At 56.4% G+C, this 24,250-nt stretch carries 23 protein-coding genes; 8 read left to right on the top strand and 15 right to left on the bottom strand.

Annotated elements, in window-relative coordinates; translation table 11 throughout:
- On the top strand, window positions 1-1,075 hold a 1,075-nt coding region (gene htpG, locus QZ725_RS11140; protein WP_293779498.1), incomplete at its 5' end, for a molecular chaperone HtpG.
- Between the two features lie 102 nt (window positions 1,076-1,177).
- Here htpG and QZ725_RS11145 read toward each other — a convergent pair.
- The 4 genes from QZ725_RS11145 to QZ725_RS11160 all read right to left on the bottom strand — a co-directional run bounded on the left by QZ725_RS11145 (window position 1,178) and on the right by QZ725_RS11160 (window position 3,994).
- A complete protein-coding gene (locus tag QZ725_RS11145) occupies window positions 1,178-1,876 on the bottom strand; it encodes a 3'-5' exonuclease (RefSeq protein WP_293779500.1) in 699 nt (232 codons plus the stop codon).
- A 48-nt stretch (window positions 1,877-1,924) separates the two neighbouring features.
- Entirely contained in the window at window positions 1,925-2,449 is a 525-nt protein-coding gene (locus QZ725_RS11150; protein ID WP_293779502.1) for a DUF2059 domain-containing protein, read from the bottom strand.
- Between the two features lie 184 nt (window positions 2,450-2,633).
- The gene (locus QZ725_RS11155; protein WP_293779504.1) at window positions 2,634-3,137 is read right to left on the bottom strand and encodes a hypothetical protein; all 504 of its coding nucleotides are present in this window, start codon (window positions 3,135-3,137) and stop codon (window positions 2,634-2,636) included.
- A gap of 107 nt (window positions 3,138-3,244) precedes the next feature.
- Complete coding sequence (locus QZ725_RS11160) at window positions 3,245-3,994, bottom strand: SDR family oxidoreductase (RefSeq protein ID WP_293779506.1); 750 nt, start codon at window positions 3,992-3,994, stop codon at window positions 3,245-3,247.
- A gap of 108 nt (window positions 3,995-4,102) precedes the next feature.
- On the opposite strand from QZ725_RS11160, the gene QZ725_RS11165 reads away from it, so the two are divergent.
- The 3 genes from QZ725_RS11165 to QZ725_RS11175 all read left to right on the top strand — a co-directional run bounded on the left by QZ725_RS11165 (window position 4,103) and on the right by QZ725_RS11175 (window position 7,367).
- Window positions 4,103-4,582 carry a DNA-deoxyinosine glycosylase gene (locus QZ725_RS11165; RefSeq protein WP_293779677.1) on the top strand — a complete coding sequence of 160 codons (480 nt, stop codon included), beginning with the start codon at window positions 4,103-4,105 and terminating at the stop codon, window positions 4,580-4,582.
- A gap of 39 nt (window positions 4,583-4,621) precedes the next feature.
- Complete coding sequence (locus QZ725_RS11170; protein ID WP_293779508.1) at window positions 4,622-5,467, top strand: spermidine synthase; 846 nt, start codon at window positions 4,622-4,624, stop codon at window positions 5,465-5,467.
- Between the two features lie 82 nt (window positions 5,468-5,549).
- Entirely contained in the window at window positions 5,550-7,367 is a 1,818-nt protein-coding gene (locus tag QZ725_RS11175) for a GspE/PulE family protein (protein ID WP_293779510.1), read from the top strand.
- Window positions 7,368-7,557: 190 nt separating this feature from the next.
- Here the strand turns inward: QZ725_RS11175 and QZ725_RS11180 are convergent, their stop codons facing one another.
- The gene (locus QZ725_RS11180; protein ID WP_293779512.1) at window positions 7,558-8,352 is read right to left on the bottom strand and encodes a TerC family protein; all 795 of its coding nucleotides are present in this window, start codon (window positions 8,350-8,352) and stop codon (window positions 7,558-7,560) included.
- A gap of 494 nt (window positions 8,353-8,846) precedes the next feature.
- On the bottom strand, window positions 8,847-9,749 hold the full coding sequence (locus QZ725_RS11185) for a sugar nucleotide-binding protein (protein WP_293779514.1): 903 nt from the start codon (window positions 9,747-9,749) through the stop codon (window positions 8,847-8,849).
- A 12-nt stretch (window positions 9,750-9,761) separates the two neighbouring features.
- Here QZ725_RS11185 and QZ725_RS11190 point away from each other — a divergent pair, with 12 nt between their 5' ends.
- The 4 genes from QZ725_RS11190 to QZ725_RS11205 all read left to right on the top strand — a co-directional run bounded on the left by QZ725_RS11190 (window position 9,762) and on the right by QZ725_RS11205 (window position 13,418).
- The gene (locus tag QZ725_RS11190; protein ID WP_293779516.1) at window positions 9,762-10,799 is read left to right on the top strand and encodes a CDP-6-deoxy-delta-3,4-glucoseen reductase; all 1,038 of its coding nucleotides are present in this window, start codon (window positions 9,762-9,764) and stop codon (window positions 10,797-10,799) included.
- A gap of 266 nt (window positions 10,800-11,065) precedes the next feature.
- Window positions 11,066-12,268 (top strand): acetylornithine transaminase, encoded by a 1,203-nt coding sequence (locus QZ725_RS11195; RefSeq protein ID WP_293779518.1) that lies wholly within the window; start codon window positions 11,066-11,068, stop codon window positions 12,266-12,268.
- Window positions 12,269-12,279: 11 nt separating this feature from the next.
- Window positions 12,280-12,795 (top strand): C40 family peptidase, encoded by a 516-nt coding sequence (locus QZ725_RS11200; RefSeq protein WP_293779520.1) that lies wholly within the window; start codon window positions 12,280-12,282, stop codon window positions 12,793-12,795.
- A 20-nt stretch (window positions 12,796-12,815) separates the two neighbouring features.
- A complete protein-coding gene (locus QZ725_RS11205; protein ID WP_293779522.1) occupies window positions 12,816-13,418 on the top strand; it encodes a GDSL-type esterase/lipase family protein in 603 nt (200 codons plus the stop codon).
- Window positions 13,419-13,472: 54 nt separating this feature from the next.
- On the opposite strand, the gene QZ725_RS11210 is transcribed toward QZ725_RS11205, so the two are convergent.
- The 9 genes from QZ725_RS11210 to aceE form a co-directional block, all read right to left on the bottom strand.
- Window positions 13,473-13,832, bottom strand: coding sequence for a DUF1304 domain-containing protein (locus tag QZ725_RS11210; RefSeq protein ID WP_293779524.1), 360 nt, complete (start codon window positions 13,830-13,832; stop codon window positions 13,473-13,475).
- A gap of 18 nt (window positions 13,833-13,850) precedes the next feature.
- Window positions 13,851-14,786, bottom strand: coding sequence for an NADP-dependent oxidoreductase (locus QZ725_RS11215; RefSeq protein WP_293779526.1), 936 nt, complete (start codon window positions 14,784-14,786; stop codon window positions 13,851-13,853).
- A gap of 97 nt (window positions 14,787-14,883) precedes the next feature.
- On the bottom strand, window positions 14,884-15,273 hold the full coding sequence (locus QZ725_RS11220) for a hypothetical protein (protein WP_293779528.1): 390 nt from the start codon (window positions 15,271-15,273) through the stop codon (window positions 14,884-14,886).
- 466 nt (window positions 15,274-15,739) lie between these two features.
- Window positions 15,740-16,153, bottom strand: coding sequence for a GFA family protein (locus QZ725_RS11225; protein WP_293779530.1), 414 nt, complete (start codon window positions 16,151-16,153; stop codon window positions 15,740-15,742).
- Between the two features lie 62 nt (window positions 16,154-16,215).
- Window positions 16,216-16,587 carry an isoprenylcysteine carboxylmethyltransferase family protein gene (locus QZ725_RS11230; protein WP_293779532.1) on the bottom strand — a complete coding sequence of 124 codons (372 nt, stop codon included), beginning with the start codon at window positions 16,585-16,587 and terminating at the stop codon, window positions 16,216-16,218.
- A 421-nt stretch (window positions 16,588-17,008) separates the two neighbouring features.
- Window positions 17,009-19,192: a dihydrolipoyl dehydrogenase gene (gene lpdA / locus QZ725_RS11235; RefSeq protein ID WP_293779534.1), complete on the bottom strand. Its 2,184-nt coding sequence runs from the start codon at window positions 19,190-19,192 to the stop codon at window positions 17,009-17,011.
- Window positions 19,193-19,300: 108 nt separating this feature from the next.
- Entirely contained in the window at window positions 19,301-19,885 is a 585-nt protein-coding gene (locus QZ725_RS11240; RefSeq protein ID WP_293779536.1) for an MFS transporter, read from the bottom strand.
- Between the two features lie 10 nt (window positions 19,886-19,895).
- Complete coding sequence (locus QZ725_RS11245; protein ID WP_293779538.1) at window positions 19,896-21,293, bottom strand: dihydrolipoyllysine-residue acetyltransferase; 1,398 nt, start codon at window positions 21,291-21,293, stop codon at window positions 19,896-19,898.
- 114 nt (window positions 21,294-21,407) lie between these two features.
- Window positions 21,408-24,107, bottom strand: a complete 2,700-nt coding sequence (gene aceE, locus QZ725_RS11250) for a pyruvate dehydrogenase (acetyl-transferring), homodimeric type (protein ID WP_293779540.1) — start codon at window positions 24,105-24,107, stop codon at window positions 21,408-21,410.
- Window positions 24,108-24,250 lie beyond the last annotated feature (143 nt).

The following is a 24,250-nucleotide window of genomic DNA, read 5'->3' on the forward strand; positions in this document are numbered from 1 at the left end:
CACACAACTGCTGTACATCCCGGCCAAGGCACCGTTCGATCTGTGGGATCGCAACAAGCGCGGCGGTATCAAGCTGTACGTCAAGCGCGTCTTCATCATGGACGATGCCGAGCAACTGATGCCGGTCTACCTGCGCTTCGTCAAGGGCGTGATCGATTCGGCCGATCTGCCACTCAACGTCTCGCGTGAAATCCTGCAGGAATCGCGAGATGTGAAAGCCATACGCGAAGGCTCGACCAAGCGCGTGCTGTCGATGCTGGAAGAGCTCGCCAACAGCGACGATCAGGCCGAGAAGGACAAGTACGCCAGCTTCTGGACCGAATTCGGTCAGGTGCTCAAGGAAGGCATCGGCGAAGACCATGCCAACAAGGAACGTATCGCCAAACTGCTGCGTTTTGCATCGACGCACAACGACAGCGATGCGCAAAACGTCTCGCTGGCCGATTACATCGGTCGCATGAAAGAAGGCCAAGACAAGATCTACTACGTAACGGCCGAGTCTTTCCAAGCTGCTAAGAACAGCCCGCACCTCGAAATCTTCCGCAAGAAAGGTATCGAAGTTCTGCTGCTGACCGACCGCGTGGATGAATGGATGCTGTCCTTCCTCAACGATTTCGAAGGCAAGGAACTAGCCTCTGTTGCCAAGGGCGGCCTCGATCTCGGCAAGCTCGAAGATGAAACCGAGAAGAAACAGCACGAGGAAACCGAGCAGCAGTACAAGGACCTCGTCGAGAAGATGAAGACGGCGCTGGCCGACAAGGCCAAGGATGTACGCGTGACATTCCGTCTGACCGATTCGCCCGCCTGCCTCGTCAGCGAAGAGCATGAGCTGTCGGCCAACCTCGTACGCATGCTGAAAGCGGCAGGCCAGAATGCGCCGGACAGCAAGCCGATTCTCGAAATCAACCCGGACCATCCGCTGGTGCAGCGTCTGAAATCCGAAGACGGCAAGTTTGAGGACTGGTCCAACATCCTGTTCGATCAGGCATTGCTGGCTGAAGGTGGCAACCTTGCCGATCCGGCATCGTTCGTCAAACGGTTGAACGACATGTTGCTGGGCATGGCGAGCAAGTAAGTCATCCGTCCCTCGAATAAAAAAGGCCGCCCTCGCAATGGGGCGGCCTTTTTTTCATCATGCATCGCGTCGATTCATTTGCACCTCATCGACGTGACGGGATCAACGATCTTGCAGGAACGGTTGTATCGTCGCCGGCATGGCGTGTTGCCACTGCTGATAACGACGGTTGAGTTCATGAAACACGCACAGCGCGGCATAGGCATCGTTGGCAGCGTAGACGATCTGCGCGTCCGTCAACTTGCGTGCTGCCCAGTTGGTGGTCGATACGCTCTTGGCCTTATGAAACCCCTGGTTGAGGGCAATCGCCACACCAGCGCGCAGGCCGGTCGAGCTCTTGTAGCCCAGTTGGCGAAACACCGTATTCAGATCAAGTACGGCCTGCATCGGCAAGCCGAATCTTCGCGCCACGCTGCTGATATCGGATTGCAGACCGAAGCCCACCTTCAACAATTGACTGGAAGCCAGCAGAATCTTGACGGCTTGTTCGCACGCCGGATGGTGCAATTGAAAGATCCAGGTTTTTTCCATCGTCGCGCATTGCACGATGTGAGGCCCATCATCCGTGGCACCTTTGATAAAGACCGGCCGCGATTCGGTATCGAAACCGATGATCGTGGCGCGCAGCAAGTGATCGACCGCATCCTTGCATTCCGCCTCCGTGACCGGCAATACCACCTGCTGCAAAGGCAGCATGGCGAATGGTGGCAAGGCGCTGGTTTCTTCCTTGTTCGGTGCATCCATGCGGCCACGACGTGGCTGACCAGTCGGTGCAACCGGTGATTTTGATTCGTTGTTCATTCTTGAATTAGGTTTGGGGTGGCGTGCTACACGACACGTCAGTGCCGCCTATTTGGCAGCCGGTGCCGCCTGTTGTGCCTTGACCTCGATAATCGCCTGCTGCAACTCTCGTTGCATGCGCTGCATGAGCGGCGCAACATGTGATTGCGTCAATGCCATCGATTTTTGCATGACCACCGGCATTTTCTCGATCATGGATTGACCGCTCGGCGTGGCATAAAACCCCAGCATATCGTCGACTTCCTGCTGGGTGAAAGTTTCGGCATATACCTGCACATAAATCGGTTTCATCTTGGCCCAGCTCATTTCCTCACGCATGACCTTCATGATGCGTCCCATGTAGTTATCCAGCACCAGGCGCCCTTCCTTGGACATGCCATTCTGCTGCACAGACTGGTTGACGAGGTTGCGCATCATGCTGTCCATGCTGAAAAACATCTGATCCATGATGCGATCAGAATGCGTGACAACCATCAATTTTTCAATGGAAGCGGGAGATGGCGCGGATGTCGGTTCAGCGAGGGTCGGGCTGGAAAAAGAAAACGCAAACAGCAAAGCGGCAACGTATTTCATGAAGCTCCCTGTGAATGGCAATGCAAATGGCATAACAGCCAATTGCGTCAAAAACGCTGCATTTAATCACAGGAGCGCTTGAATGCCTACGCAACACGAAAAGATCTATCCGTACCGACCACCTCATCAAGGCTTGGATGAGTCTGCTGCGCAAGACTACTCATACCGGGTACCACCTTAAGCGTTAGCGGATTTTCTGATCTTCCTCCTTGGCTTCTTGCATGGCTTCCGGTTCCAGTTCTTCCGCCGAACGGTTGAGCTTGATGAACCAGCCCCACGCCACCAGCAAGAGCGCGGTAGCGGCCAGCACGGCTGCCGCATAGGAAAGGTAGGTCAGATCATCATGAATAGCCTTGAAGGTCGCGACCAGCCCTTCGATTGCCAATGCCACAATCACGACCACGAAGAAACGCGAGAGAAAGCGCCGCACGCGAGTAGGTGCGCTGATGTCAGCATCGCGCACAACTTCTTCCTCGACGATGGTTTCGGCAATCTGCAAGGCAACCACCGCCGCAGCCAACAAGCCCACCGCCTCAATGATGGCTTGCGCGGCGCCGGCGTCCAGTTCACCAGTGAACGCTTGCCAGCCCATGCGCACGCCGATAATGATCAGCATCAGGGCTGCCAATGCAAAGAACAGCGCCGTGGCTGCGTGGATGGAGCGAAACAGGCTGGTAACGAATTTCATGGTGACCTCTTCACGGTAGCGCCAGCATGCATGCACCGGCGTGGCAACAGCATACGAAAATCGGCTGTCTCGCAATGTGCGCCAGCACGCACAGGCGATTGTGCTGGCTAGCGCCCACCCGTTACATCGATGAACGTACCAGTCACGTACGATGCCTTGTCGGATAACAGCCAGAGAACTGCCTCCGCGATTTCCTCAGGCTGCCCACCCCGCTGCATCGGCACGTTGACCTTCACGCGATCCACGCGCCCCGGCTCACCGCCGCTGGCGTGGATTTCCGTGTAGACCACGCCCGGCCGCACAGCATTGACCCGTATGCCTTCCAGCGCGACCTCTTTCGCCAGCCCGATCGTCAGCGTATCGATCGCCCCCTTGGAAGCGGCATAGTCCACGTATTCGCCGGGCCCACCACCTTTGGCAGCAATCGAGGAAATGTTGACGATCGCCCCGCCCTTGCCACCATGACGTGTAGACATCCGCCGCACCGCTTCGCGGGCGCAAACAAAACTACCGATGATATTGGTGGCAAAGATGCGCTGCATGCGGGTCACATCCATCTGCTCCACGCGCATCTGCTGCTCCAGAATGCCGGCATTGTTAACGAGCGCAGTCGGCACACCAAACTCCTGCTCGCAGGTCGCAAATAAGCGCAGAATATCGGCCTCGACAGCCACGTCGGCAGCTACCGCGAGCGCCTGTCCACCCGCTTGCGTGATGCGCGCCACCACGGCATCGGCGGCAGCTCGATTACTCTTGTAACTGAAGCAAACGGCATATCCTTGTGCTGCCGCCAGCTCCGCAATCGCAGCACCAATACCTCGACTGCCGCCCGTGATCAGTACGATCTTGTCATGCATGGCCTCTCCTCCTGTTTTCATATCCATTCGGTAAGCGATGCGCAGATGTTTGCCACAGCGATAAAATACGGCATGCCCGTTACCGCATCGTCCTCCGCACCATCCGCTTTGCTGACCTGCTTCCCGCCCGTCATCGATCACCAGACTGAAATCCTGATCCTTGGCAGCTTTCCTGGCGAAGCTTCGCTCACCGCACAGCAATATTATGCGCATCCGCAAAACCAGTTCTGGCGGCTGCTGTCAGCAGTACTCGACGATGATCTCGCCAGCCTGCCCTATGAACAACGTCTGCAAAAGCTGTTGCACCACCACATCGGCCTGTGGGATGTGATTGCTGCCTGCGCACGCGAAGGTAGCCTCGACAGTGCCATCCGCCATGCCCGGCACAACGACTTCGTCTTGCTACGCGAACAATGTCCCGCCTTGCGCCGCGTCTGTTTCAACGGCAAGACCTCGGGCAAGCAAGCGCCGGTATTCGAGCAGGCGGGTTTTGAAACACGGATCCTGCCGTCTTCATCTCCCGCTTATGCTGTCATGCGTTTCGAGCAGAAATTACTCCAGTGGCGGAGTATCATCGCGCCATCCTGATAATCACATCCAACGCTGTTTTCACTCGTTTTCCGATTCATGCTCATCAAACGCAAATCCATCGAAGCCGACGCCAACACACGAACGGGCCCGGCGCGCAAGAAGACCGCCACGCTGGCCAGCCTGAAACAGCCGACCAGCAAGCCGCGCACGCCGAAATATGCGCCGGTTACGCTCTCGGAACAGTTCGGCGTGCGTTACCTGCATTTCGGTACGGAATGGGTGCAAGGCGCGATGCGGATAAGCAAGCCGGACGCCATCGAACTCGAATACGCGCAGCAGATGATGGCGTGGATGCTGTTCATCGAGCAGCCCACGCATATTGGGCAGCTTGGCCTCGGTACGGGTGCACTGACCAAATTCGCCTATCGTCGCTTTCCGCAAACGCGTGTGACCGCAGTGGAGCTGAATCCGTCCGTCGTGGCGATCTGTTCGTCGATGTTCAAGCTGCCGCCTAACGATGCGCGTCTCAACGTGATCGAAATGGATGCGCTGGAGTTCGTCATGAACAGCGACAATCACTGCACCATCGATGCATTGCAGGTCGATCTGTACGACGCGACCGCACGCGGGCCCGTGCTGGATACGGCCGAGTTTTATCAGGCTTGTTCAAATTGTCTGACTGAACACGGCATCATGACCGTCAACCTGTTCGGCGACCATCCCAGCTACGCCAAAAACCTGAGCGCCATGCATTACGCCTTCGACACGGTGATTTCACTGCCGGAAGTACATGACGGGAATGTCATCGCGATTGCCTTCAACACGCCACCAAACCTCGACATTCCTGCGCTCTACGAACGTGCGCGGCAGATTACCGAACAGACCAAGATGCCGGCCAAATCCTGGGTCAATGGCATCAAGGCCTGGCTGGCGCAACAATAAGACAACAGCACAGCAACAGGACGACGAAGCCGGCAAGGCGCTGTGATAGCATCGATTCACTTTTGCATTCTGGATCACGGACATGGCTACCGCCTCCATCGCTTCGACACCCAACGCCAAATCTGCCACTGCTTCGTCCAAACGACTGGACTTGCAAACGCTGTTCAGTTGGCTGCTGGCCGATGGCGTGGTTGCCAAAGACGACGTCAAGAAACTGTATACGCAGGCGCAAGGCATTTTCAAGAATGCCTCCATCGCCATGCATCCCTTGACGGCCATCGCGCAATGCAAGCTGACCTCGGCTGCGCCACCGTACCGCCCGCTGACGCTGGATTGGTTGACTGAATGGCTGGCCGCACGTGTCAAGCTGTCGTTCTTCCGCATCGACCCGCTCAAGATCGATTTCACCCGCGTGGCCGATGTCATGTCATCGTCCTACGCAATTCGCTTTCACATCCTGCCGGTGGAAATGACGCCGACCGAACTCGTCGTCGCGACCTGCGAACCGTTCGATACCGAATGGGAAGCCGAAATCGCCAAGCTGACGCGCCGCAACGTGCGACTGGTGATCGCCAATCCACTCGATATCGGGCAATACACGACGCAGTTCTTCGCGCTTGCCAAATCGATCAAAGGTGCGCGCAAGCAGAATGGGCAGGACGTTGCCCTGCGCAACAACTTCGAGCAACTGGTCGAGCTCGGTAATCACAAGCAGGTCGATGCCAACGACCAGCACATCATCAACATCGTTGATTGGCTGTGGCAGTACGCATTCGAACAACGCGCTTCCGATATCCATCTCGAACCCAAACGCGATTTCTGTGCGATCCGCTTTCGCATCGATGGCGTACTGCATCAGGTCTATCAGGTACCGCCCGCCGTGATGATTGCCATGACGGCGCGCATCAAACTTCTGGGCCGCATGGACGTGATCGAAAAACGCCGTCCGCAGGATGGTCGCATCAAGACACGCACTAGCGGCGGCCAGGAAATCGAGTTGCGTTTATCGACGCTACCCACAGCCTTCGGCGAAAAACTCGTCATGCGTATTTTCGATCCGGATGTGGTCGTCAAATCGCTGCCCGAACTCGGCTTCCCGCCTGACGACGCTGCGCGCTGGGACCAACTGACAGCTCGTCCGCACGGCATCATCCTCGTCACCGGTCCGACCGGGTCGGGCAAAACGACGACGCTTTACACCACGCTCAAGGCGCTGGCGACCAGCGAAGTCAATGTCTGCACCGTGGAAGATCCTATCGAAATGGTCGAAGCCTCGTTCAACCAGATGCAGGTACAGCACGGCATCGACCTCTCGTTCGCCGACGGCGTGCGGGCATTGATGCGGCAAGACCCGGACATCATCATGGTCGGCGAGATTCGTGATCTGGAAACTGCCGAAATGGCGATCCAGGCTGCATTGACCGGCCATCTCGTGCTCTCGACACTGCATACGAATGATGCGCCATCTGCCGTCATGCGCCTGCTGGAACTCGGTGTGCCCTACTATCTGCTGGAATCGACGCTGATCGGCATCATGGCGCAGCGTCTGACGCGTACGCTGTGTTCGCACTGCAAATCGCCCGAAGGCGAAATCGCCGATGACATATGGCAAGGACTGACGGAAGGTATCGACCTTCCCAAGCCGACCACTATCTATAAACCGATTGGTTGTCCGGAATGCCGCCAGACCGGCTACCGCGGCCGTACCGGCGTCTATGAACTGCTGACCGTCACGCCCGAATTTTCCAAACTGATCAAGGCGGAAACCGACATTCATGTCTTGCGCTCACAAAGCGTGGCCGATGGCATGAAACCCTTGCGCCTCGCCGGTGCCATGAAAATCGCCGAAGGCTTGACCACCATTGATGAAGTACTCAAGGTCACAGCTGTACTGAATTGATCTACGGCTAAGGCGGCAACAACAAAGCAAACCACTCTCTATAACGACCCACTAGCTGCCGAGTGTGCGACAGAAAACAAAAAAGGAACTCAAAGAGTTCCTTTTTTGTTTTAGGCGAATTGCAGTTCAACTGACACTCTGCCTGTCTGCCAGCAGAGTGACCTATGCCACTCTGCTGATCATGCCCCAATCAGGCATTCACTGGGTGCTCGCTGGCATGCGGCTTTTCTTCCTCACGCACATCGCAGATCGCCATTTCGTGATTGCGGCGCATGCGGATGTTGCACAGTTCGACGATCAGCGAGAAGCCCATTGCACCGTAGATGTAGCCTTTCGGGATATGGAATTCCAGGCTTTCGGCGATCAGCACCGCACCGACGATGACCAGGAAGCACAGCGCCAACATCTTGATGCTTGGGTACTTGTTGACGAACTCGCCAATGGCCTTGGCCGAGAACATCATGATACCGACAGCGATCATGATAGCGACGATCATGATTTCCACTTCCTTGACCATACCGACGGCGGTAATGACCGAGTCGAGCGAGAACACGATGTCGATAATGGCGATTTGCAGCAGCACCATGCCGAAGGTCGCTTTCTTCACGGCTGCGCCGGTTTTCTCTTCCTCTTCTTCATGGCCGCCGACCATCAGTTCCTTGATTTCGACCAAGGCTTTGTAGAGCAGGAATGCGCCACCGAAGAACAGGATCAGGTCACGGCCCGAGAAGCCCATATTGCCGATGGAGAAGATCGGTTCGACCAATCCCATCATCCACGACAGGCTGAGCAGCAGCAGGATACGCGTACCCATCGCTAGGCCCAGACCGATGATGCGGCCTTTTTGTTGTTGATGTTTTGGCAAACGGTCGACCAGCACCGAAATGAAGATGATGTTATCCACACCCAGAACGATTTCCAGCATCGTCAGGGTTGCCAGCGCAATCCATGCTTCTGGCGTCGTAAATACTTGTAAAAATTCCATAATTTTCTCTAAGGTTGGTTGGATGCGCGCTTCTCGCATCGTGTTGCGCTGGAATGATTCGGCATCCGTCCAGTGCTGCCATTCAACATCGCCGCAAGCGGCGTTTCTTCAGTATTGCGATCCGAAAGTTGTCCCTGCTTCTACATGGCTTTCCTTTTGGTTATGTCCCGTTCGGGCAGGTGGAGCAACTCTAACGGAATCTTAACCAGGTGCAAAATCGAATTTAGCGTGAGTTTTGTAAGAAAAAACCGAAATATAAGGCCTATAGCGACGAAAAAACCGATACAGAAATCATGCTTTCTCCTGTCGAAAATATCGAGGAATCCATATCGCCTTTCTCATTTTAAGCAGGAAGATTTTCAATCTGTGGATACGCTGACTCTGTGCAAAACCTCGCACAAGATGCAATGAAATCGCAGTTTTTTACGGATTATCTTTAGAGGAAGAAAAAGCGGGATTTTAAAGCGCGCCGGTGGACAAAACTTAACGCCAGCTTAACGAATCGCAGCCACACCGGCGGCGACGGTAGGAAATTGCAGGCACACGCCCAATTCATTCTTGAGACGTTGATTCGAAAGGCGACGCGACTCCGCCATGAAAGACAACATGGCAGGCGTGACATGGTGTTGCAATTCGGCACGTGGCAAACGCGGTGGACGCGGTAAGCCCATGGCATCAGCAACGGCATCGAAGTACGCCGCCATTTTCATATCGGAATCATCGACAGCGTGGTAAATACGCAACGGCTGCATACGCCGCATTGCGGCAATCACGATGCGCGCCAAGTCGTCGGCATGAATGTGATTGGTAAAGACATCGTCAGCATCGATCAAGGCTGGCGTTCCTTTTTGCAGGCGCTCGATCGGCAAGCGATCAGATGCATAGATACCGGGTACACGCACGATTGCCAGACGCGATTTCGAACGACGCGCCCACGACCGCAAGCTGGTTTCAGCATCCACGCGACGAATGGCGCGCGCATTCTTCGGCTTTACAGGTCGCGTTTCATGGACCAGCGCCCCGCTGCAATCGCCGTACACGCCGGAAGTACTGACATAAACCAGCGTGGTCCGCTCGGGTAAAATGGCGGTCAAATTGCGGGTCCGGCGATCAATTCGGCCTTCGGCTGGTGGCGGTGCCAGATGCAATACGGTCGGCGCCAGACGCGCCAGGCGGCGCAAGGTATGCGGCTGATCGAGATCGGCCAGTATCGGTATCGCACCAGACGCGCGCAAAGCCACTGCACGTTCCGCCTGCGTTGTCACCGCAAAGACGCGATAACGTTCGCGCAGCAAGGGCAGCATGCGCATGCCGACATCGCCGCAACCGATGATTAGCAGGCGCGGTTTGCCCAGCTTGCCAGATTGGCGGACCGCAGGATTATTTTGAATTTGCATGATCAGGATTGTATGACGTTCCACATTACCGTTAAGCCCAGCGGCCGGCAGTTTACCTGCGAAGCCGATGAAACCATCTTGAACGCCGCCATTCGTGCCGGCATCGGCCTGCCCTACGGGTGCAAGAATGGGGCTTGCAGCACTTGCCGCGGCACCATTCTGGAAGGCGATGTCCACCACGGCCCGCATCAGGAGCGCGCCCTGTCGGCTGCCGACGAATCGCGCGGATTCGCGCTGTTCTGCTGTGCCAAGCCCTATACCGATCTCGTCATCGAATCGCGCGAAGTACTGGGTGTAGGCGAGTTTCCGATGAAAAAGCTGCCTTCACGCGTGGTGAAGATGGAACGCCTTGGTGAAGACGTCATCGTACTGTCACTGCAATTGCCAGCCAACGAACGCCTGCAATATCGTGCCGGTCAGTACATCGAATTCCTGCTCAAGGATGGCAAGCGCCGCAGCTACAGCATCGCCAATGCACCACATGCCGACGAACACCTGACGCTGCACATCCGCCACATGCCTGGCGGCCTGTTCACCGATCATGTGTTCAATGCCATGAAGGAACGCGAAATACTGCGCTTTGAAGGCCCGCAAGGTACCTTCTTCCTGCGGGAAGACTCACGCAAGCCGATGGTGTTGCTGGCATCGGGCACCGGTTTCGCACCACTGAAAGCGATCGTCGAACAGGCCGTCTACGAACGCAGCGAACGGCCGATGACGCTGTATTGGGGTGGCCGTCGTCCGCAGGATCTGTACATGCATGCGCTGTGTGAGGAGTGGGCACGCACATTGCCGAACTTCCGTTACGTGCCCGTGGTTTCTCATGCGACTGCCGAAGACGACTGGCAGGGCCGCAGCGGCTTCGTGCATCAGGCCGTAATGGCCGATCTGCCCGATCTGTCCGGCTACCAGGTTTACGCCTGCGGCAATCCGGCCATGGTGGAAGCAGCGCAAGACGATTTCAGCAAGATATGCGGCTTGCCTGCCGACGAGTTCTATGCCGATGCCTTCACTTCGGAGGCCGATCTGCACAAGAACGTGGTGGAATAAGACACACACGCCAAGGCCTGCGCACGCAAACGTTTTGACGACCTGTGCAAAACCGCTTACCATTTCCGCATGAAATCGATTGCCAACCACCTGCGACGCCGTCACGCCCTGCCTTGTTAGAGGACGCCGTGCGCTCAGGCTTTTGCCGATCACCCAGCCACAGGCCCATCCTGTGGCTTTTTTATTTTTGTGTTTGTTTTTAATTGTCGCGAACAACCGGACGTTCTCGCCATCCAATCTTCACTTTTCGTTCAGGAGCACCCGCAATGGAATTCAGCCAGTACGACGTCAACAAACTGATGTACATCACCAACCGCCCGCCGCTGGTATTCGTGGAAGGCGATGGCATGTGGCTGACCGACAATAACGGCAAACGCTATCTGGACTATTTGCAAGGCTGGGCTGTCAACTGCCTCGGCCACTCGCCAGCATGCATTCACGATGCCTTGGTCGCGCAATCGAAAAAACTCATCAATCCTTCGCCAGCGTTCTACAACGAACCATCGATCGAACTGGCCAAGCTGCTGACCGAGAATTCCTGCTTCGACCGCGTGTTTTTTGCCAACAGCGGTGCCGAAGCCAATGAAGGCGCATTCAAGCTGGCACGCAAGTGGGGCAAGCTCCACAAGAACGCCGCTGGCGAAAATCGCTACGAAATCATCACCTTCGACCACAGCTTTCACGGCCGCACAATCGCGGCCATGTCGGCCAGCGGCAAGGCCGGTTGGGACACCATCTTCGCACCGCAGGTGCCGGGCTTCCTGAAGGCAGACCTGAACGATATCGCCAGCGTCGAAAAATTGATCACCGACAAAACCGTCGCCATCATGCTTGAACCGGTACAGGGCGAAGCGGGCGTTATCCCGGCCACGCGCGAATTCATGCAGGCACTGCGCGCACTGACCAAGAAGCACAACATCCTGCTGATCGTCGATGAAGTGCAAACCGGCATGGGCCGCACGGGTGAAATGTTTGCGTATCAATTGTCGGGCATCGAACCTGACATCATGACGCTGGGCAAAGGCATCGGCGGCGGCGTGCCGCTGGCCGCACTGCTGGCACGCGAAGAAATCGCCGTCTTTGAAGCGGGTGATCAGGGTGGCACCTACAACGGCAATCCGGTCATGACGGCGGTTGGCGTGGCAGTCGCCAAGGCCTTGCTGGCACCAGGCTTCCTGCAATCGGTACAGGACAAGGGCAACTACCTGAGCCAGGAATTGATCAAGCTGTCCAACAAACATGGTCTTGCGGGCGAACGTGGAGAAGGCCTGCTGCGCGCACTCAAGCTCGGCAAGGATATAGGTCCACAGATCGTCGATAAGGCACGCGACCTTGAACCATTCGGCCTGCTGTTGAACTCGCCGCGCCCCGATCTGCTGCGCTTCATGCCTTCGCTGAATGTGACGAAGGAAGAGCTCGACCAGATGCTGACGCTGCTGTCGGTTGTACTGACCGAACTGGGGCAATAAGCATGCGGGCCATGTCATCTTCGTCAGCGTTCTTACTGCCGATGGCAGCGTGGCGGCGCATGAGACTGGCATGGCTGGCGCTCGCAACTATTCTTCTGTTAAGTGCCTGCGGCAGCATCACGCCGCCGGCAGAACAACGCCCGCCAAGTGCCCGCGGCAATGAAGTCGTGCTATTTGCGATGGGCATGATGGATACCGGCTATCGCTTCGGTGGCAAGAATCCCGAAGCCGGTTTCGATTGCAGCGGCATGGTGTCCTATATTTTTCGTGAAGCCGTTGGCGTGCATGTCTCGGGCAGTGCTGCCGATATCGCCAAGCGTGGCCGCGAAGTCAATCCGCGTTCACTGCGCGCCGGCGATCTTGTGTTCTTCAACACCATGAACCGCTCGTTCTCGCATGTCGGCATTTATATCGGCGATGGTCGCTTTGTCCATGCACCTTCGACCAATGGACGTGTGCGCATCGACCGCATGGACAATCGCTATTTCGCGCAGCGTTTCGAAATGGCACGCAGCTATTTCGACTGATCCTTTTGGTGGGAGGTGACATGCTGCATACCTTGAGCGATCAACGCGTCTGCTTTGTCGGCGACTCTTTCGTGCAGGGCACTGCCGATCCGCTCTGCCTGGGCTGGGCTGGCCGTCTTGCGCAGCATGCCGTCGCGCGCAGCATCAATCTCACGCATTACAACCTCGGCATTCGCCGCGATACGAGCCGCGATATCGCCCTGCGCTGGCAACAGGAATGCACTGCACGCTTGCCCAAAGATGCGGCACAACGCGTGGTGTTTTCATTCGGTGTTAACGACACAACGCTGATTCAAGGGGCACAACGCATTGCGACCGGAGAAAGCATAGGTAATTTCCAGCACATTCTGAGCGCGGCTGCCCATCGCTTTCACGTCCTCGTGATAGGCCCACCACCAATGCCCGATGCGGCACATACGCATCGTGTTGAGCGACTGGATCAACAATTCGCCGATCTGGCGCTGGCGTTGAATGTCCCTTACCTGTCTGTACTCGATGATTTGCGCAAGGATCCGCACTGGTTGCGTGAAGCAGCCAGCAACGATGGCGCGCATCCGGGTGCCCATGGCTATGCACGGCTTGCCGAACTGGTACAGACGTGGGACAAGTGGTGGTTCAGATAGGCACGTAAAGCGCCACAACACGTCAAACGGCGCGGCAAGTAAAACTCCCGTAATTCACGCAGCGGCGTATACCAGCGCCATCGCCATCATGGCCGGAATTGCCTGCACGAACAAAATCTTGCGGCTCGCCGTCAGGGCACCGAAGACACCGGCCACCAGCACGCAGGACAGGAAAAACACCTTGATCGCCATACCTTCACTGCCCAGACACAGCCCCCAAATCAAGCCTGCCGCCAGAAAGCCGTTGTACAACCCCTGATTTGCCGCCATGACACGCGTCGATTTGGCCTGCTCTGCCGACAGACCAAAGGCCTTGCGCCCTGCCGGCCTCTCCCACAAGAACATTTCGAGCACCAGGATATACACGTGCAGAAACGCAATCAGTGCAACGGCGATATCAGCCAGCAGAGACATGAGGCAGACCGATCCGGATCAGGGTTGACCGACGTAGAGCACGATCTTGCCGACCGCGCGTCCCGACTGGCTGAAGGCATGTGCCTTGGCGATATCCTTGAGCGCATATTCGGCACCGACGATGGGCCGAATGGCGCCTGCATCTACCAATGCAGCAAGTTGCGTCAGAATCGGCGCACTCGGCTCGATGAAAACGAAACCGGCCCGCATGCCAAGCTCCTTCGCTCGCTCTTCGGATGGCGGGCTGACAATCGAAACGAGGATGCCGCCCGGCTTGAGCACATTCCACGACACATCCTGCACTTGTCCGCCCAGCGTATCGAACACGACGTCTACATCCTTGACGACTTTCTCAAACGCCTGCGCACGGTAATCGATGACCTCATCGGCCCCCAGCGAGCGCACCAGCGAAACGTTCTTGCCCGATGCCGTCGCAATCACATACGCGCCGCGCGTCTTCGCCAACTGGATCGCCAGGGAGCCGACACCGCCGGCACCCGCATGAATCAACACGCGCTGGCGTGAAGTGATGCGTGCCGTGGTGATCAGCACTTCCCATGCCGTGATGCCGGCCAAGGGCAAGGATGCCGCCTCGGCATGCGAGACGGTCTTCGGCTTGTGCGCGAGTTCGGTTTCGCGGATCGCCACATATTCGGCATAGGTGCCATCGCGCTTGATATCGGGCCGCGAGAAAACCGCATCGCCGACCTTGAAACGTGTCACGTTTTCACCGATGGCTTCGACAACGCCAGATACATCCCAACCGAGAATCAGCGGAAAGGTATAGGACAGCATGCTCTTTGCATGCCCTTCGCGAATTTTCCAGTCCACCGGATTGACTGAAGCATTGACGACACGCACTAGTACATCGTCCGCTGCAATCTGCGGCATCGGCGCATCTTCATAGGCAAGGACATCGGCATTGCCGTAAGCATGGATTCGAACTGCTTTCATCGTTTTATCCTTTTGAATTGATTATTTTTCGGAAGAACGTGATGAATACTCACACATTCCGCCGCGGATGTGAATGCAGTACAGGCAAATCTTCGTGCTAACGATGTGTCGCTTCGTACTCTGCAAACTGGATACCCAGCTTGTACTCGAGGCTTTCGCCGAGACGCGGACCGATGCCGGGCAGAATCGCACGCAGATTACGCGGGAACATGTGCAACTCGTGCCGCATATCACGCAGCATCTTTTCAGCCTCTTCGTTTTCCATGCCTGCTTCGAGACGTTCACGACACTCGATCACCAGCGCCAGCAGGCCATCGGTAAAGTAGTCGAGCCCGTCGTCGTAGGTATCACGCAGCAAGGCAATCAGACGATCGTAAAGGATCAGGAGTTTTGCCAGGTCGGCGGCAGGCGTCGGCGCCGGCAACGCCGGTTTCAATGGACGCCGGAAAGGCAGGACATTACTGCCATCTGTATTCTTGATCGACATAGAGCCGCCCGAACGAAAAACAAGGTGCGCTCGGCACCCTGACAAAAGGAACGATGCACGCTTTGATTGTGCGCCTGATCGTCAATTTGCGCCGCAAAAAAATGCGCGTCTGTTGCGCAACGCACGTCAAACGGCTTTTTACGCGTTGTCTCGACACCGATCAAACTGAGCGTATTGTCAGCCAGATGCGCCAGGAATCGCATTCCACCAATGGATGCTCCCTGTTCGCCTCGCGCAGCAGATTGACGTAACGCGGCAGTTCGACATCGCTGAGTTCAAAAAGAATGCTTTAGCCTTTTTGCGCCAGAATCTCCGCTTCGAGTTCGTCAAAACTGCCATGGCTTCGGCAGAAGTGCGACGGGAAAAGAAAGGAAGGCGCGCCGAGCGGATGATGCATTACCGGCCAAACAGTCCGTGGCCTGCGACGTCAGCCGGCTTGCACGACGAGAAAACTTGATCGTCGTTCTTAAGCAGGGCTGCTATCGGGAGAGCTGTATTGCTCGATGACTTGCTGCTCGGTTAAGGTCGGCGTCTGATTCGCAAAATCATAATAAGCTGGCTTCTTGTCGATATAAATCTGACTCGCCAGTTCAAGATCGGTGGTCTCGAATGTACCGGCAGGAATGAAATATTCGCCTGTCGCCAGTAGCTTGTAATACAAATGCGTACCGCACTGCTTGCAGAATGCGCGCTCGGCCCATTCGGAAGAAGCGTATGTCGCAATCTGCTCAGTACCAGCGAATTGCACCCCGGCCCCGCAATGCACCGCCAACAAAGGCCCGCCACCCCAGCGACGGCAAGTTGCGCAGTGGCATGCACCAATTTCTTTTGTATCCGGACTGGCAAAACTCACCGCACCACACAAACAATGACCGTTCATAGTCTCTCTCCTCGGATTATTCAATCACGCTCGCCGTCAACCATTCAGCATGACCTGCTCACTCAAATCCAGCGACGAGTCCGATGCTTGTAGGTCAGGTAGGCCTCACCGAATTTCTTCGTCAACACACGCTCTTCCGGCATGATCTGGAAACGCGTGACATAGGCCACGAACACCACCGGCGCAATCCAGACAGCTAGCGAATCGAGACGAATCGCATAGGCAACCAGCAGCAACAGCAGGCTCAAATACATTGGATTGCGCGAAAGCCGAAACACCCCGTACGTCACCAGATGTGATGCCTTGTCCGGATTGATCGGGTTGATAGTCGTGCGGCGACGCCAGAAATGAACAACGACGGCCAGTGCCAGTACGGCGCTGATTTGCGACAGGCCGACGCCTACCATCATGCGCAACGATGTGGGATCGAGCATGATGTTCGTGGCATGTGCATACCATTTCATCAGGATGCCAATCAGAATCGCGACGATGGGAGCGGGAATTTTGGTTTCGAGAATTTGCACAATAGAAGAGGAACGCTAAACATCGGTGGAAATATCAGGCTGTAAGGCATGGCCAGCAACGTGCCATACCAGGAGCCCCACGCTATTTGGGACTGAACATTAACAGAATTTTAATGCAGCAATCCGCCAACGTAACAGTTCCGTCTCGCACAGAAAGGAAACCGGCATGAGAATCCATGATCAAGAGATCGCTTCTCGTCGAGATGTCATCTACAAGACAAGATAGCCGCTCGCGACAATGAATGACATCCATTTTGTACACGGCGATAATTATTTCCACCCATAAAAAAACGGCGCCTGAGCGCCGTTTTTTCTGGATGATACGAGTGTGTTATTTCTTGCGCGCAGGCGGCAGATCGGTACAAACACCTTCGTACACTTCCGCCGCCATGCCAATCGACTCACCCAAGGTCGGATGCGGGTGAATGGTCTTGCCGATATCCACCGCATCGGCACCCATCTCGATCGCCAGTGCAATTTCACCAATCATGTCACCGGCATGCGTACCGACAATACCGCCGCCGACGATGCGATGTGTCTCAGCATCGAACAGCAGTTTGGTAAAGCCTTCATCACGGCCATTCGCGACAGCACGGCCAGATGCTGCCCATGGGAACAGGCCTTTTTCCAGCTTGACGCCTTTGGCCTTGGCTTCATCTTCGGTCAAACCGACCCATGCGACTTCCGGATCGGTGTAGGCAACAGATGGAATCACGCGTGCGTCGAAGTACGCCTTCTCGCCTGCGGCTGCTTCCGCAGCAACGTGTGCTTCATGCACGGCTTTATGTGCGAGCATCGGCTGACCAACCAGATCGCCAATCGCAAAGATGTGATGCACATTGGTACGCATCTGTGCATCCACTTCGATGAAGCCGCGATCCGTTACAGCGACGCCTGCATTTTCTGCACCAATCTTCTTGCCATTCGGGCTACGGCCGACGGCAACCAATACCAGATCGTAGACTTGTGGTTCTGGTGCAGTGACCGATGCATCAGCAGCTTCGAAAGTGACCTTGATGCCTTCTTTCAAGGCTTCAACACCAACGGTCTTGGTCTTCAACATGATCTTGTCGAAGCGCTTCTCATTGAACTTCTGCCAGACCTTGACCAGATCGCGGTCAGCGCCCTGCATCAGACCATCCATCATTTCGACAACATCAATACGCGCACCAAGGGTCGAATAGACGGTTGCCATTTCCAGGCCGATGATGCCGCCGCCAATCACCAGCATGCGTTTCGGCACACTGCGCAACTCAAGCGCACCAGTTGAATCGACGATGCGCGGATCTTGTGGAATGAATGGCAGGTTCACGACCGATGAACCGGCAGCGATGATCGCCTGCTTGAACTGCACAACCTTCTTGCCGTCGGCAGTCGTCACTTCGATATGATTAGGACCAACGAACTGACCGACGCCTTGCACGACGTTGACCTTGCGTGCCTTGGCCATGCTAGCCAGGCCGGTCGTCATCTTGCCGATGACTTTTTCCTTGTGGCTGCGCAGCTTGTCGATATCGATCTCTGGCTTGCCGAAGGTCACGCCGTGCGATGCCATCGCGGCAGCTTCATCAATCACGGCAGCCACGTGCAGCAAAGCCTTGGATGGAATGCAACCGACGTTGAGGCACACACCACCGAGCGTCGAATAACGCTCGACCAGTACGGTAGACATGCCCAAATCAGCCGAACGGAATGCTGCGGAATAACCGCCGGGACCGGCACCCAAAACCATCATGTCGCATTCGAGATCGGCTTTGCCGTTGAAACTTGTTGCAGTCGGTGCAACGACCTGCTGTTGCACAGGGGGCTTTTCAGCTGGCGCTGCCGGAGCAGGCTGGGCAACCGGCTTGCTTTCCTGGACCGGTGCTGATGCAGGCGCTTCCGTCGCTTCACCTTCGAGAATCAGCAACAACGAACCTTCGCTGACCTTGTCACCCAACTTGATCTTGAGTTCCTTGACTACACCGGCGTGGCTCGATGGAATTTCCATGCTTGCCTTGTCAGACTCGACGGTGATCAAGGATTGATCGACCTTGACGGTATCGCCAACCGCGACCAGCACTTCGATGACTTCCACTTCCTTGAAATCACCGATATCGGGCACGGTCACGTCGATCTTGCCGCCAGCCTGCGATTTGGCGGCTGGCGCAGGTGCCGCAGCTGGTGCTTGCGGGGCTGCCGCCTGCTTTGGGGCCGGCGCTGCAGATGCAGCGGCCTGCTTTAGTGCTTCCTGTTTGGTTGGCGATGGTGTTTGTGCAGCAGGCGCATCCGCCTCGGCTTCTGCCTCAAGCACCAACAGCAGCGAACCTTCGCTGACCTTGTCGCCAAGCTTGACCTTCATTTCCTTGATGACGCCGGCGTGGCTGGCCGGGATTTCCAGGCTGGCCTTGTCCGACTCGACGGTGATCAGCGATTGATCAACCTTGATCGTGTCGCCGACATTCACCAGCACTTCGATGATTTCCACATCCTTGAAATCGCCGATATCCGGGACTTTCACTTCAATCGTGCTCATCGCTTTCGCTCCGTATTGTTTTCATGTGTCCGCCCACGGCGAACAATGTATAGATATTGAACCGGCTGTTTATCGCTGCAAATCCATGTTGCAAACAAGTGCCGCAAGTTACTTCTGCAAATCGATCGTTTCCATCGGAAAACTGACGATGCGAAAAGGCCCGGCAGAACTCTTGTCGAACTCCGCGCCTGCCTGCACGCCGATCTCGGCAACTTCGTAAGCCGTCTGGCATTTGTCGTAGGCCGCGTACATCGCGCCCAGCGCAAAATTGCGACCGCTACCGATGCCCCAGAAACGGTCGAAACTGAAGACTTCGCGGTAAGAATACACACCGAAGATGCCGAACGGATTCGCAACCAGTGCCGCAATCTGCGACGACTCGTAAGGGTCATCGTCTTCCTCTTTGGTATTGAGGAAAAACTGTTCCTTCAGAATCTGATGCACCTTAGAAAAGGTATCGAACACTTCATCGCGGTCGTTGAGCTTGCAGTCTTCCGCCATCCCCGTCAGCAGCTTGCGCATGACGGGAAAATGCGCTGCGGTGCCAGCCAGGGCGATCCAGGAATTACCGACCTGGAACATCTTGTTATTGGCTTCGTAGGCATGCGACAGCCGCGTGTCGCCAAACGTGACCAGCGAATCGCTGGCAATCGCGATCTCGTTGTTCTTCTTGATGACGACGCAGGTAGTCATGCGCCGTTCCTTAGATCAGCGACTTGCGCAGATCGGCCAGCACTTCGCTCAGATACGTGACGAAACGCGCGCCTTGTGCGCCGTCGATCACGCGATGATCGTACGACAGCGACAATGGCATGATCAGACGCGGAACGAATTGCTTGCCATCCCAGACCGGTTTCATCTGCGTCTTGGACAAGCCAACAATCGCCACTTCCGGTGCGTTGATCAGTGGTGTGAAGTAGGTACCGCCGATACCGCCGAGCGACGAAATCGTGAAGGTCGCACCTTGCATGTCGGCGCCCTTGAGCTTGCCGTCGCGCGCCTGCGCCGACAGTTCGCCCATTTCGCGCGCGATCTCGGTCACGCTCTTCTTGTCGGCATCCTTGACGACCGGCACGACGAGGCCATGCGGCGTATCGGCAGCAAAACCGATGTTGTAGTACTGCTTGAGAATCAGGTTCTCACCACTCTCATCGAGCGAGGAATTGAATTCCGGATGTTTCTTGAGGGCGGCAACGCATGCCTTGATCACGAAAGCCAGCAGGGTGAGCTTGACGCCCGATTTCGCCAGTGCTTCGTTGCTCGACTTGCGCAATGCTTCGAGTTCGGTCACGTCGGTTTCGTCGTATTGCGTGACGTGCGGGATCATGACCCAGTTGCGGTGCAGATTCGGGCCGCTGATCTTCTTGATGCGCGACAGCGGTTCGATCTTGGTCGGACCGAACTTCGAGAAATCCAGCGACGGCCAAGGCAACAGGCCCAGACCGGCACCATCGCCCTTGGCGGCCGGTGCGGCCACTGGTGCAGCAGGCGCTGCCTGCAATGCGGACTTGACGAAGGACTGCACGTCCTGTTGCGTGATACGACCTTTGGGGCCACTACCCGTCACCTTGCCCAGATCGACACCCAGTTCGCGTGCAAACTTGCGGATCGATGGCGAAGCGTGGGCCTTGCTGTCAGCGCGTTGTGCGGGTGCGGCAGCTTGAGCTGCTGGCTGCGGTGCCGCAGCGGGTGCAGGCGCTTGTGCTGCAGGTGCGGGCGCTGGCTTGGCTTCCGGTTGTGGTGCAGGTGCCGTCGTTGCAGCGGGCGCTTCCGCTTTGGCTGCTTCTGCTTTGGATTCTGCCTTCGGCTCTTCTTTGGCCGCTGGTTTGGCTTCTTCTTTTTCGGCAGGCTTCGCGGCTTCCTCGCTCGCTTCCAGCGTGACCAGCAACGAGCCTTCGTTGACCTTGTCGCCGAGCTTGACCTTGACTTCCTTGACCACGCCCGCGTGGCTCGAAGGAATTTCCATGCTGGCCTTATCGGATTCCACGGTGATCAGCGACTGATCCACCGTGATCGTGTCGCCCGGATTGACCAGCACTTCGATGATTTCCACGTCCTTGAAGTCGCCGATATCGGGGACCTTGACTTCCACCATGCTCATATTCTTTCTCCGCTCGTTTGCGTATCCCTCATCGCGATGGCGGCTGGCGATGCCGACTTGCGTCGCATCTGCCAGCCGGCAGCCTGCCGATGACAGGAGATAATGTTTTCGGAATTACTGGGTGACCGGGTTGGCCTTGTTCGGATCGATACCGTACTTCTTGATCGCGTCGGCGACCACGGATTGCTCGATCGCGCCTTCGTCCGCCAGCGTCTTTAAGGCAGCCACAGTCACGAAGTAACGGTTGACCTCGAAGAACTCACGCAGTTTCGCACGGCTGTCGGAACGACCGAAACCATCGGTACCCAAGACCTTGTACGAACGATCCTTCGGAATGAAGGCACGCACCTGTTCGGCAAACGTACGCATGTAGTCGGTGGCAACAACGATCGGGCCACTCGTGCCTTGCAGCGATTGCGTGATATGCGCAACGCGTGGCTTCTTCGCGGTTGGATTCAGCATGTTCCAGCGTTCGACATCCTGACCGTCGCGTGCCAGCAGCGTGAACGATGGTGCCGACCAGATATCGGCAGCGATGCCCCAATCGTCATTCAGCAGATCGGCGGCCGCGATGACTTCGCGCAGGATCGTGCCCGAACCCATCAGTTGTACACGTTGCTTGGCCTTTTTCTGACCTTCCTGCAGCAGGTACAGGCCCTTGAGGATGTTTTCTTCCTGACCGGCTTTCAGACCAGGCTGCGCGTAGTTCTCGTTCATCAGTGTGATGTAGTAGAACACGTCTTCCTGGTTCGTCACCATGCGGCGCAGGCCGTCGTGCAGGATGACCGCAACTTCGTGGGCGAAGGTCGGATCGTAAGGCACGCAGTTTGGAATCGTCGACGCCATGATGTGGCTGTGGCCGTCTTCGTGCTGCAGACCTTCGCCGTTCAGCGTGGTACGACCGGCGGTACCGCCGAGCAGGAAGCCGCGGGCGCGCATGTCGCCCGCTGCCCATGCCAAGTCGCCGATACGTTGCAGACCGAACATCGAGTAGAACGTGTAGAACGGCACCATGATGCGGTCATTGGTCGAATACGACGTTGCCGCCGCGATCCACGATGCCATTGCGCCCGCTTCGTTAATACCTTCCTGCAGAATCTGACCGGCCTTGTCTTCGCGGTAGTAGCTGACCTGATCTTTATCGACCGGCTCGTACAACTGACCTTGATGGTTGTAGATACCGATCTGACGGAACAGACCTTCCATACCGAAAGTACGCGATTCATCAACCAGAATCGGCACGACGCGTTTGCCGAGGCTGGCGTCACGCAACAGGATCGTCAGGAAGCGCACATAGGCTTGCGTGGTCGAGATTTCGCGGCCTTCTGCGGTGGCATCGAGCACGGCCTTGAAGGTTGCCAGTTCAGGCACAACCAGTTTTTCATCCGACTTGACGCGACGCTGCGGCAGATAACCACCGAGCGCCTTGCGACGTTCGTGCAGGTATTTGATTTCCGGTGCGTCGTCTGCCGGCTTATAAAACGGTACATCAGCCAGTTGATCGTCAGCGATCGGCAATGCGAAGCGGTCGCGCATTTCGCGCACAGCTTCGTCGTCCAGTTTTTTGGTTTGGTGCGCGGTATTACGGGCTTCGCCCGATTTGCCCATGCCGTAACCTTTGACGGTCTTGACCAGCAGGACGGTCGGCTGACCTTTGTGTTCTTGCGCAACCTTGAAGCTGGCGTAGACCTTGTGCGGATCGTGACCGCCACGCAGCAGATGCCAGAGGTCGTCGTCGGACATGCGCGAGACCATTTCCAGCAGCTTTGGATGCTTGCCGAAGAAATGCTTACGAACATACGCACCATCTTTGGCTTTGTAGTTCTGGTATTCGCCATCCAGCGTTTCCATCATCACGCGCTGCAGAATGCCTTCTTTGTCTTTCGCCAGCAACGGATCCCAATTGGAACCCCAGATGACCTTAACCACATTCCAGCCTGCGCCGCGGAATTCGCCTTCGAGTTCCTGAATGATCTTGCCGTTGCCGCGCACCGGGCCGTCCAGACGCTGCAGGTTACAGTTGACGACCATCACGAGGTTGTCGAGCTGCTCGCGACCGGCCACGCCGATTGCGCCCATCGATTCAACTTCGTCCATCTCGCCATCGCCGCAGAAGACCCAGACCTTGCGGTTGTCGGTCTTGGCAACTTCACGTGCCTGCAGATACTTAAGGAAACGTGCCTGATAGATCGCCATCAACGGGCCCAGGCCCATCGAGACGGTCGGGAACTGCCAGAAGTCAGGCATTAGCTTCGGATGCGGATACGACGACAAGCCTTTGCCATCGACTTCACGACGGAAGTTGATCAATTGTTCTTCGCTCAGGCGACCTTCGAGGAAGGCACGCGCGTACACGCCGGGCGACGAGTGGCCCTGGATATAAATCAGATCGCCACCGTGATCTTCGGTCGGGGCGTGCCAGAAATGGTTGAAACCTGTGCCCAGCATGTTGGCCAGCGAGGCAAAGCTGGAGATATGGCCACCCAGATCGCCGTCAGCGCGGTTGGCCTTGACGACCATCGCCATGGCGTTCCAGCGCATCCACGAGCGCAGACGTTCTTCGTATTCGAGGTTGCCCGGCGAGTTTTCGCCAAGGTCAGCCGGAATCGTGTTGACGTAGGCCGTGGTCGGCGAGAAAGGAATGTGCGAGCCGCGGCGGCGCGCCAGATCGATCATGCGCTCGACGAGGTAATGGGCGCGTTCGGGGCCCTCGTTTTCAATGACGGCTTCGAGGGCGTCAAGCCATTCCTGCGTTTCCATGACGTCTGGATCGTTGGCGGCTTGCGCGAGTACCTGGTCGAGCTGGGCTGACATAGATGTGTCTCCTGATTTATCTGATGCCGCTTTTTGTAAAAGCGGGCGGACGATTTTGAAAATCTGCTGGGTGCATTGTCATGCGAACGGCTCGGAGTTTAACAGCAGTTTTTACAATTTCCAAATTGCGATATGATTTTCCA

Source organism: uncultured Oxalicibacterium sp. (genome assembly GCF_913776015.1).
Classification (GTDB): Bacteria; Pseudomonadota; Gammaproteobacteria; order Burkholderiales; family Burkholderiaceae_D; genus Oxalicibacterium.

Excerpts from the sequence above, each read along its gene's own strand:
- QZ725_RS11190 (WP_293779516.1), top strand. The coding sequence starts at position 9,762 with ATGACGTTCCACATTACCGTTAAGCCCAGCGGCCGGCAGTTTACCTGC.
- aceE (WP_293779540.1), bottom strand. The coding sequence starts at position 24,107 with ATGTCAGCCCAGCTCGACCAGGTACTCGCGCAAGCCGCCAACGATCCA.
- QZ725_RS11155 (WP_293779504.1), bottom strand. The coding sequence starts at position 3,137 with ATGAAATTCGTTACCAGCCTGTTTCGCTCCATCCACGCAGCCACGGCG.
- lpdA (WP_293779534.1), bottom strand. The coding sequence starts at position 19,192 with ATGAGCACGATTGAAGTGAAAGTCCCGGATATCGGCGATTTCAAGGAT.
- QZ725_RS11160 (WP_293779506.1), bottom strand. The coding sequence starts at position 3,994 with ATGCATGACAAGATCGTACTGATCACGGGCGGCAGTCGAGGTATTGGT.
- QZ725_RS11225 (WP_293779530.1), bottom strand. The coding sequence starts at position 16,153 with ATGAACGGTCATTGTTTGTGTGGTGCGGTGAGTTTTGCCAGTCCGGAT.
- QZ725_RS11220 (WP_293779528.1), bottom strand. The coding sequence starts at position 15,273 with ATGTCGATCAAGAATACAGATGGCAGTAATGTCCTGCCTTTCCGGCGT.
- QZ725_RS11185 (WP_293779514.1), bottom strand. The coding sequence starts at position 9,749 with ATGCAAATTCAAAATAATCCTGCGGTCCGCCAATCTGGCAAGCTGGGC.
- QZ725_RS11245 (WP_293779538.1), bottom strand. The coding sequence starts at position 21,293 with ATGAGCATGGTGGAAGTCAAGGTCCCCGATATCGGCGACTTCAAGGAC.
- QZ725_RS11210 (WP_293779524.1), bottom strand. The coding sequence starts at position 13,832 with ATGTCTCTGCTGGCTGATATCGCCGTTGCACTGATTGCGTTTCTGCAC.
- QZ725_RS11145 (WP_293779500.1), bottom strand. The coding sequence starts at position 1,876 with ATGAACAACGAATCAAAATCACCGGTTGCACCGACTGGTCAGCCACGT.
- QZ725_RS11230 (WP_293779532.1), bottom strand. The coding sequence starts at position 16,587 with ATGCTCGATCCCACATCGTTGCGCATGATGGTAGGCGTCGGCCTGTCG.
- QZ725_RS11205 (WP_293779522.1), top strand. The coding sequence starts at position 12,816 with ATGCTGCATACCTTGAGCGATCAACGCGTCTGCTTTGTCGGCGACTCT.
- QZ725_RS11195 (WP_293779518.1), top strand. The coding sequence starts at position 11,066 with ATGGAATTCAGCCAGTACGACGTCAACAAACTGATGTACATCACCAAC.
- QZ725_RS11180 (WP_293779512.1), bottom strand. The coding sequence starts at position 8,352 with ATGGAATTTTTACAAGTATTTACGACGCCAGAAGCATGGATTGCGCTG.
- QZ725_RS11175 (WP_293779510.1), top strand. The coding sequence starts at position 5,550 with ATGGCTACCGCCTCCATCGCTTCGACACCCAACGCCAAATCTGCCACT.
- QZ725_RS11215 (WP_293779526.1), bottom strand. The coding sequence starts at position 14,786 with ATGAAAGCAGTTCGAATCCATGCTTACGGCAATGCCGATGTCCTTGCC.
- QZ725_RS11200 (WP_293779520.1), top strand. The coding sequence starts at position 12,280 with ATGTCATCTTCGTCAGCGTTCTTACTGCCGATGGCAGCGTGGCGGCGC.
- QZ725_RS11240 (WP_293779536.1), bottom strand. The coding sequence starts at position 19,885 with ATGACTACCTGCGTCGTCATCAAGAAGAACAACGAGATCGCGATTGCC.
- QZ725_RS11150 (WP_293779502.1), bottom strand. The coding sequence starts at position 2,449 with ATGAAATACGTTGCCGCTTTGCTGTTTGCGTTTTCTTTTTCCAGCCCG.
- QZ725_RS11170 (WP_293779508.1), top strand. The coding sequence starts at position 4,622 with ATGCTCATCAAACGCAAATCCATCGAAGCCGACGCCAACACACGAACG.